An 8,448-nucleotide genomic window follows, 5' to 3' on the forward strand; every position below is an offset into this window, starting at 1 on the left:
GTCGCGATCTCCGGCGCGGTGAAGATGTTCGACGACACGCGCTTGAGGTTGATCGGCCACACCGCTTCGCCGAGCGCGTGATACATCGCGATCCTGCCCTGCATCGCCGCCACCGATGCGAGCGGCAGTACGCCGGTGCAGTCACCCGCCGCGTAGACGCCGGACACCGACGTGCGCGAGACCCTGTCGACGACGATGTGTCCCGAGCGCGACGTCTGGACCCCCGCCTCCTCTAGACCGAGATCCTCGGTGTTAGGCAGCGAGCCGACCGCCATAAGACAGTGCGTGCCGCTTACCGTCCGGCCGTCTTCCAAGGTCACTAGTACCCGGTCCCCGTCGCGCGCCGCTCCCGCCGCACGCGCACGGCTTAGGACCCGCATGCCGCGGCGCTGGAAGACCTCCTCAAGCACCGCCGCCGCGTCCTGATCTTCGCCCGGCAGCACCCGGTCCCGCGATGAGACCAGCGTGACCTGCGAACCCAGCGCCTGATACGCACCGGCGAACTCCGCCCCGGTCACCCCCGAACCGACCACGATCAGTTCCTCGGGCAGCTCGTCCAGGTCGTAGAGCTGAGTCCAAGTCAGTATCCGCTCGCCGTCCGGACAGGCCGCGGCCAGTTCACGCGGCCGGGCGCCCGTGGCGATGATGACCGCGTCGGCTGGAATCCGCTCGGTCTTCCCGCCCCTGGTCGTCACCTCGACCGCCGCGCCGCCCTCGGCCAGCCGCCCCGCGCCGCTGATCACCGTCACGCCGGCCTTCGCCAGGCCCTCAGAGATGTCCTCCGACTGCTTCGCCGCCAAGGCCTTCACTCGCGCGTTCACCCGCGCCATGTCCACGCCCGTGACGCAACGCGGCCCTCCCCCGTCCACTCGCACGCCCAACTCCGGCGCGTCCTCGAGGGTGGTCATCACGTCGGCCGTCGCGATCAGGGTCTTGGACGGCACGCAGTCGGTGAGCACCGCCGCGCCGCCGATCCCGTCCCGGTCGACGATGGTCACCTCCGCGCCGATCCGCGCGGCCACCAATGCCGCCTCGTAGCCGCCGGGCCCACCGCCGATGATCGCTATACGTGTCACAGGTCAAGTGTAGGTGAGCTGTGGAAACAGGTGGAAAATCGCTGGCGCACCGTTCGCGGCGCCAGCTAACGTCGATGAAACGTGCGCCGTCGCGCACGGGCGCATGCGGTCGCAGGGAGCGGGATACCGATGTCGAGGTCCACATCGAGTCGGTCCGGCGTGCTCCGACACCGCGACTTCCGCTATCTGCTGATCGACCGCTTCCTCGCCCCGTCGGCGTTCGCTTTCTCCATGGTCGGCGTGTCGTTCGCGGTCCTGGCCGCGACGCACTCCACCGCCGACCTGTCCTATGTGCTCGCCGCGCAGATCGCGCCGAACCTGGTCTTCGCGCCGGTCGGCGGGGTGATCGCGGACCGGATCAAGCCGCAGTACCTGATCGCGGCGGTCAACCTGACGATCGCGGTGTGCGAGGGCGTGCTCGGTCTGCTCGTCCTGACGCACAGCGCGCAGCTATGGCAGATGATCGTGCTCGAAGCAGGCACCGGAACCGCCGTCGCGATGTTCTACCCGGCGTCGACGGCGCTGCTGCCCCGGCTCGTCCCCGACGCCGAACTCCAGCAGGCCAACGCGATCAGCCGGCTCGTCATGAACGGTGCGACGATGGGCGGCGCGGCGGTCGGCGGCTTCGTCGTCGCGGCGGCCGGACCCGGCTGGGCACTGGTCGCGGACGCGCTCGGGATGCTCTGCGCCGTCCCGCCCAACCTGCTGATCCGGGCCGCGGCGACGGCGCGCGCGCAGACCCCCGGCGTCCTGCGGGAGCTGCGCGAGGGCTGGCAGGAGTTCCGCGCGCACACCTGGCTGTGGGCCATCGTCGCGCAGTACTCGGTGATCATGATGGTCTGGTACGGCTCGTTCAGCGTGCTCGGTCCCGCGGTCGCGGCCGCGCACCTAGGCGGTCCTGCGGCCTGGGGTTCGATCATGGCGGCCGAGTCGGTCGGCTTCATCGTCGGCGGCGTGGTCTCGCTGCGGTATTCGCCCAAGCGGCCGATGCTGTTCGTCACGGCCATCGGCGCGGCGATCGCGATCCCGCCGCTCGCCCTGGCGATGCTCTGGCCGGTCTGGCTGATCTGCGTGGCCAGCCTGGGCGTCGGGATCGTCATCGAGGCGATGATGGTGCAGTGGAATGTCGCGATGGCCCGCTACATCCCAGCGGAGAAACTGGCGCGGGTCGCCGCGTATGACGCGCTCGGCACGGTGATGTCGATGCCGCTCGGCGCGCTGCTCGCCGGCCCGATCGCGACGGCGGTCGGGGTCTCGGCGACGCAGTACGGCGCCGTGGCCGTCATCCTCGCCGCGACCGGCGTCACGCTGGTGTCTCGAGACATCCGCACCCGCCGGTACGCCGACGCACCGGTCCCCGCAGCAAACTCGGAAGTCGTGACGGAGGGCGCCTTGACGGTGTCGGCTATATCGTCTGAGGCGTGACGACTGAGACGAGCACGGGCCCATACGCCGATGCCTATACCGGTGCGCAGGACGCGGCTAAGGCGCTCCTCGCGCGGACCGGCGTAGCGCCGGACATGGCGCTGGTGATGGGTTCCGGGTGGGTGCCGGCGGCGGCTGCGCTGGGCGAGACCGAGCACGAATTCCCGGTCACGGACCTGCCCGGGTTCGCCCCGCCCACCGCGCTGGGCCACGCCGGGAAGATCCGGGTGGTGCGGCTGGCCGCGTCCGGCAAGCTCGCGCTGGTGTTCCTCGGCCGCACCCACCTGTACGAAGGCCACGGCGTCGCGAGCGTGGTGCACGGGGTGCGCACGGCGGTCGCGGCCGGCGCGCGGACCGTGGTGCTCACCAACGGCTGCGGCGGAATCAACGCGGACTACTCGGTCGGCCAGCCGGTCCTGATCAGCGACCACCTGAACCTGACCGCCACCTCGCCGATCGTGGGCGCGAACTTCGTGGACCTGACCGACCTGTACTCCCCCAGGCTGCGCGCGCTGTGCCGGGACGTGGATCCCAGCCTCGCCGAGGGCGTCTACGTGCAGATCCCCGGCCCGCACTACGAGACTCCGGCGGAGATCCGGATGTTCCGCACGATGGGGGCGGATCTGGTCGGCATGTCCACGGTGCTCGAGGCGATCGCCGTGCGTGAGGCGGGCGCCGAACTGCTCGGCGTCTCGCTGGTGACGAACATGGCGGCCGGGATGACCGGGGAACCGCTCAGCGCCGAGGAGGTCATCGAGGCGGGCAACGCCGCCGCCTCGCGCATGGGCGGGCTGCTGCGCGACGTGCTCGGCAGACTGTGACGACGGCGGCGAAACAGTGCCGACGAGACTGTGACAACGAGACAGTGACGACGAAGGAGGCGCCGCGGTGGAACGTCTGCTCTCCCTCGCCCGCGACTGGCTCGAGCAGGATCCCGATCCGGAGACCCGCGACGAACTGCGCGGACTGATCGAGGAATGCGCGGACGCCGACGAAGGCGCCTGCGACACCTGTTCGCAGCTGGCCGAGCGCTTTTCCGGGACGCTCCAGTTCGGCACCGCGGGCCTGCGCGGCGAGTTGGGCGCCGGGCCGAATCGGATGAACCGGGTCGTCGTCTCGCGCGCCGCGGCGGGTTTGGCGCGGTATCTGCTCGACCACGGCCACCTCGAAGAGGCTGTGGTGATCGGCTATGACGCGCGCAAGAACTCGGATGTCTTCGCGCGGGACACCGCCGAGGTGATGACCGGGGCGGGGCTGCGCGCGATGGTCCTGCCCAGGCCGCTGCCCACACCCGTGCTGGCGTTCGCGATCCGGTACCTGGGCGCCTGCGCCGGGGTCATGGTGACGGCCAGTCACAACCCGCCGCGCGACAACGGCTACAAGGTCTACCTGGGCGACGGATCGCAGATCACCCCGCCCGCCGACGCCGAGATCGCCGCGCGTATCGCGGAGGTCGGGCCGCTCGGCTCGGTTCCGCGGGGCACGGAGTGGGAGACGCTGGACGACTCGATTCTCGACGCGTACCTGGACCGGGCCGCGAGCGTGCTGGACCCGGACGGACCGCGCGACCTGCGGGTGGTGTCCACGGCGCTGCACGGCGTCGGTGGGTCCGTGCTTGCCGAGGCGTTCAGGCGGGCCGGGTTCGGTACACCGATTCCGGTGCCGCAGCAGCAGAATCCCGATCCGGCGTTCCCGACGGTCTCCTTCCCCAACCCAGAGGAGCCGGGCGCGATCGATCTGGCGCTGGAGCTCGCCCGCTCGTCGGGGGCGGAACTGGTGATCGCGAACGATCCGGACGCTGACCGCTGCGCCGTCGCCGTGCCCGTCGGTGCGACGGCGGGCGGAGCCGGCGGCGCGTGGCGGATGCTGCGCGGCGACGAGGTCGGTGCGCTGCTCGGGCAGTACATCGCGGAGCGCGGAGCAGCGCGGCTGTTCGCCACCACGATCGTGTCCTCCACCCTGCTCGGAAAGATCGCGGCAAAGCACGGGATCGAGTACCGCGAGACGCTGACCGGCTTCAAGTGGCTTTCGAAGCTGGAAGGCCTCACGTTCGCATACGAGGAGGCACTCGGATACTGCGTCGATCCGGGCGGCGTGCGGGACAAGGACGGCATCACCGCGGCGCTCGTCATCACCGAACTGACCGCGAAGCTTAAGGCGCAGGGCCGAACGATAAGCGACGAGTTGGAGCGCCTGGCCGCCGAGTACGGACGGCACGCGACCGACCAGCTTTCGCTTCGCGTCAACGACCTCAGCGACATCCCGAAGATGATGCAGGCGCTGCGCGCGGCGCCGCCGAAGGAACTGGCCGGGATCGTCGTGTCACGCATCGATGATCTGGAGGCCGGGTCCGAGAGTCTGCCACCGACTGACGGCCTTCGGTTCGTGCTCGACGGCGGAACGCGTGTGGTGATCCGTCTCTCAGGTACCGAGCCGAAGCTTAAGTGCTACCTCGAAGTGGTCACCCGCGGATCAGCACAGCAGGCTGCCGAAACGCTGTCGTCGCTCAAAGAAGCGTTGGAGCAGCGGCTCACTTCACAATGATCGCGACGATCAGGAACACCACGGCCGCGCCGAGGAGTGCGAGCGTCGGCCACGTCCAGGCGACGGACAGCGCTGCAGGCGGTGCGGTGACTTCCGCAGGTGCTGCCGTCGGCGTTGCCGCAGTCGCGGTTCCCTTGTCGGAAGGAGCGGTGTTTGCGGTTCCGGCGCCGTCCGTAGCCGCAGCTGCCTTGGCAGCGGCTACTTTCGCGCGTGCAGCCTGAGCGTCCCGGCGAGCGTTCATCTCGACGATCGCCTGATCAGCAAAGGCCAGCCGCTCAATGTGCGCATCGTGGTGTCGTTGCTGCGAGCGCGGCGCGCCGAACGGCAGCGAGCTCTGTGTGCCTCCTCCGCCGCCGCGCCGCGCCGCGCGCTGAGTCTGTGCGACCGCCCTAAGCCGCTGCCGGTCCGCCCTACGCCGTTCGCGAAGGGATACCGGAATGGCGAACACGGTGAATCGGCCGCTTTCGGTGTGGGCGACGAAGGACAGGCGCGCGGAGAGGTCCGTGACCTCAGACCAGGGCAGGCGGATATTGCGGAACGGGTTGCGGACCAGCAGCCCTTCGTCGTCCGAGAACGCCGCCGGGTAGATGCCGAACACGGCCGCGAGCACGGCCACGAGTACCAGGACCGCGATGCCGATCAGGTCCGGCGATCCGACCTCGACCGCCAGGTCGATCGCTCCGTAGAGGCAGAACAGCGCGGCCACGGCTCCGCCGAGGAGGGCCGCCACGCCGCGGTAGACGGTCGGCTTCTCGGCCGGGGAGGTGGAGGACGTGCCGCGCCTGGTCATGGTTTGTGATTCTGCCCCACGTCCAGAGCCGGGTCCACGCGGGCTCGTCGAGGCCGACCGGGGGGCGGACCGCGCGGTCACGGGGCGATCACGGCCGGGTTCCGATCGCGCGCCGGGCGCAGCAAAGCGCGTCTCGTCGACCGGCGAAAAGTTATCCACAGGCCGGATCACGGGGGGCGCGGGCGGTCTTGCCCCCGATTAGTCTGGATCGCGTGACGAGCATCGCCGAAACCGCCGCGACAACGCGGCAGCAGACCCCGCCGCACGCCGAAGTCGCGCATCCGGCGCCGGCTGCCGTGCCTGAATTGACCCAGGTCACCGGCAGCGAGGCGGCGCTGCGCCGTTTCCTGCACGGTCTGCCCGGCGTGGACAAGGTCGGGGCGGAGGCGCGGGCCGCCCGGCTCGGCACCCGCTCAATCAAGACCACCGCCAAGGGCTTCGCGCTGGACCTGGCGATCCGGATGATCGACCTGACCACGCTCGAGGGCGCGGACACGCCCGGCAAGGTCCGCTCGCTGGCGGCGAAGGCCCGGCGGCCCGACCCGGCCGATCCGAGCTGCCCGTCCGTCGCCGCGGTGTGCGTCTACCCCGACATGGTCGCGGTGGCCAAGCACGAGTTGCGCGGCACCGGGATCCGGGTCGCCTCGGTCGCGACCGCCTTCCCCTCCGGCCGTGCGTCACTCGAGGTCAAGCTGGCCGACACCAGGTTCGCGGTGGCCGAGGGGGCGGACGAGATCGACATGGTGATCGACCGCGGCGCGTTCCTGGCGGGCCACTACGCAGCGGTGCTCGAGGAGATCACCGCCGTCCGGCAGGCCTGCGGCGACGCGCACTTGAAGGTCATCCTGGAAACCGGGGAGCTGGCCACCTACGACAACGTGCGCCGCGCCTCGTGGCTGGCGATGCTCGCCGGCGCCGACTTCATCAAGACCTCGACCGGCAAGGTCTCCCCCGCGGCCACGCTCCCGGTGACTCTGGTGATGCTCGAGGCGGTGCGCGACTTCCGCGCCTCCGCGCACCGGACGGTTGGAATGAAGCCCGCGGGCGGCATACGCACCGCTAAGGACGCGATCAAGTACCTCGTCATGGTCAACGAGACCTGCGGGCCAGACTGGCTGACCCCGGAGCTGTTCCGCTTCGGCGCCTCCTCCCTGCTCAACGACCTGCTGATGCAGCGCCAGAAGCTCACGACCGGCGCTTACTCCGGACCGAACTACGTGACGGTGGACTGAACAGCATGCCCGCAACCAGCAAGCCCTCGGCGCCCAAGCCCGCCACGCCTCGCGGCGCCACTGTGTCCCCCGACGCGCGCCGCGGCTCCGCCGTTTCTACGGCCCTCTTCGACTATGCTCCGGCGCCCGAGTCCCGCGCCGTCGTCGAGATCAAGTCGAGCTACGACCTCTTCATCGGCGGCGAGTTCACCGCGGGCACCGGCGGGTCGCTCAAGACCGTCAACCCGGCCACCGAGGAGGTGCTGGCCGAGATCGCTGTAGCGTCGGCCGCCGACATCGATCGCGCCGTGGCCGCCGCCCGCACCGCGTACGACACCGTGTGGTCGAAGATGCCGGGCTCCGAGCGCGCCAAGTACCTCTTCCGGATCGCTCGGATCATCCAGGAGCGCTCGCGCGAACTGGCCGTGCTCGAGTCCCTCGACAACGGCAAGCCGATCCGGGAAACCCGGGACGTCGATCTCCCGCTGGTCGCGGCGCACTTCTTCCACTACGCCGGATGGGCGGACAAGCTCTCCTATGCGGGCTATGGCCCGGACCCGCGGCCGCTGGGCGTGGCGGCCCAGGTCATCCCGTGGAACTTCCCGCTGCTCATGCTGGCCTGGAAGATCGCGCCCGCGCTCGCCTGCGGCAACACGGTGGTCCTCAAGCCCGCGGAGACCACCCCGCTGACCGCGCTCGCGTTCGCCGGGATCTGCCAGCAGGCGGAGCTACCCCCTGGCGTGGTGAACATCGTGACCGGCGCCGGGGAGACCGGCGCGGCCCTGGTCGCACACCCCGGCGTGGACAAGGTGGCGTTCACCGGCTCCACCGAGGTGGGCCGCGGCATCGCCCGAGCGGTCGCCGGAACGACGAAGAAGGTCACTCTCGAACTCGGCGGCAAGGCCGCGAACATCGTGTTCGACGACGCCCCGGTCGACCAGGCGGTCGAGGGCGTCATCGATTCGATCTTCTTCAACCAGGGCCAGGTCTGCTGCGCCGGGTCACGGCTGCTCGTGCAGGAGTCGCTGGAGGACGAACTGCTCGACGCGCTGCGCCGGCGGATGTCCACCCTGCGCCTCGGCGATCCGCTGGACAAGAACACGGATGTCGGCGCGATCAACTCCGCGGCGCAGCTGGCGAAGATCACCGAGCTGGTGGCGGCTGGCGAGGAGGAGGGGGCCGAGCGCTGGTCGCCGCCGTGCGAGCTGCCGAGCACCGGCTACTGGTTCGCGCCGACCATCTTCACGAACGTCTCGGCCACACACCGGATCGCCCGCGAGGAGATCTTCGGCCCGGTGCTCTCGGTGCTGACCTTCCGCACCCCCGAGGAGGCCGTGGCAAAGGCCAACAACACGCCCTACGGCCTGTCGGCGGGCGTGTGGACCGAGAAGGGCTCGCGCAT

The 8,448-nt window shown here is 70.3% G+C and carries 7 protein-coding genes; 5 read left to right on the forward strand and 2 right to left on the reverse strand.

Annotated elements, in window-relative coordinates; genetic code table 11:
* Positions 1-1,076, reverse strand: a 1,076-nt coding sequence (locus VGZ32_RS26885; protein WP_326889012.1) for an NAD(P)H-quinone dehydrogenase, incomplete at its 3' end; no start/stop codon positions are given.
* Positions 1,077-1,205: 129 nt separating this feature from the next.
* On the opposite strand from VGZ32_RS26885, the gene VGZ32_RS26890 reads away from it, so the two are divergent.
* The 3 genes from VGZ32_RS26890 (at position 1,206) to VGZ32_RS26900 (ending at position 5,045) form a co-directional block, all read left to right on the forward strand.
* Positions 1,206-2,501 (forward strand): MFS transporter, encoded by a 1,296-nt coding sequence (locus VGZ32_RS26890; protein ID WP_326889013.1) that lies wholly within the window; start codon positions 1,206-1,208, stop codon positions 2,499-2,501.
* Positions 2,498-3,322: a purine-nucleoside phosphorylase gene (locus VGZ32_RS26895; protein WP_326889014.1), complete on the forward strand. Its 825-nt coding sequence runs from the start codon at positions 2,498-2,500 to the stop codon at positions 3,320-3,322. Before VGZ32_RS26890 ends, VGZ32_RS26895 begins: the two co-directional genes overlap by 4 nt.
* A 67-nt stretch (positions 3,323-3,389) precedes the next feature.
* Positions 3,390-5,045, forward strand: coding sequence for a phospho-sugar mutase (locus tag VGZ32_RS26900; RefSeq protein WP_326889015.1), 1,656 nt, complete (start codon positions 3,390-3,392; stop codon positions 5,043-5,045).
* On the opposite strand, the gene VGZ32_RS26905 is transcribed toward VGZ32_RS26900, so the two are convergent.
* On the reverse strand, positions 5,032-5,835 hold the full coding sequence (locus VGZ32_RS26905) for a PH domain-containing protein (protein WP_326889016.1): 804 nt from the start codon (positions 5,833-5,835) through the stop codon (positions 5,032-5,034). The genes VGZ32_RS26900 and VGZ32_RS26905 overlap by 14 nt on opposite strands.
* 296 nt (positions 5,836-6,131) lie before the next feature.
* Between VGZ32_RS26905 and deoC the strand changes: the two genes are divergently transcribed.
* Positions 6,132-7,067: a deoxyribose-phosphate aldolase gene (gene deoC / locus VGZ32_RS26910; protein WP_349263768.1), complete on the forward strand. Its 936-nt coding sequence runs from the start codon at positions 6,132-6,134 to the stop codon at positions 7,065-7,067.
* Between the two features lie 5 nt (positions 7,068-7,072).
* Positions 7,073-8,448 (forward strand): aldehyde dehydrogenase family protein (locus tag VGZ32_RS26915; RefSeq protein ID WP_326889018.1); only part of this gene is annotated, 1,376 nt, incomplete at its 3' end.

Origin of the sequence: Actinocrinis sp. (genome assembly GCF_035938995.1) — a bacterium.
Taxonomy (GTDB): domain Bacteria; phylum Actinomycetota; class Actinomycetes; order Streptomycetales; family Catenulisporaceae; genus DASZGI01.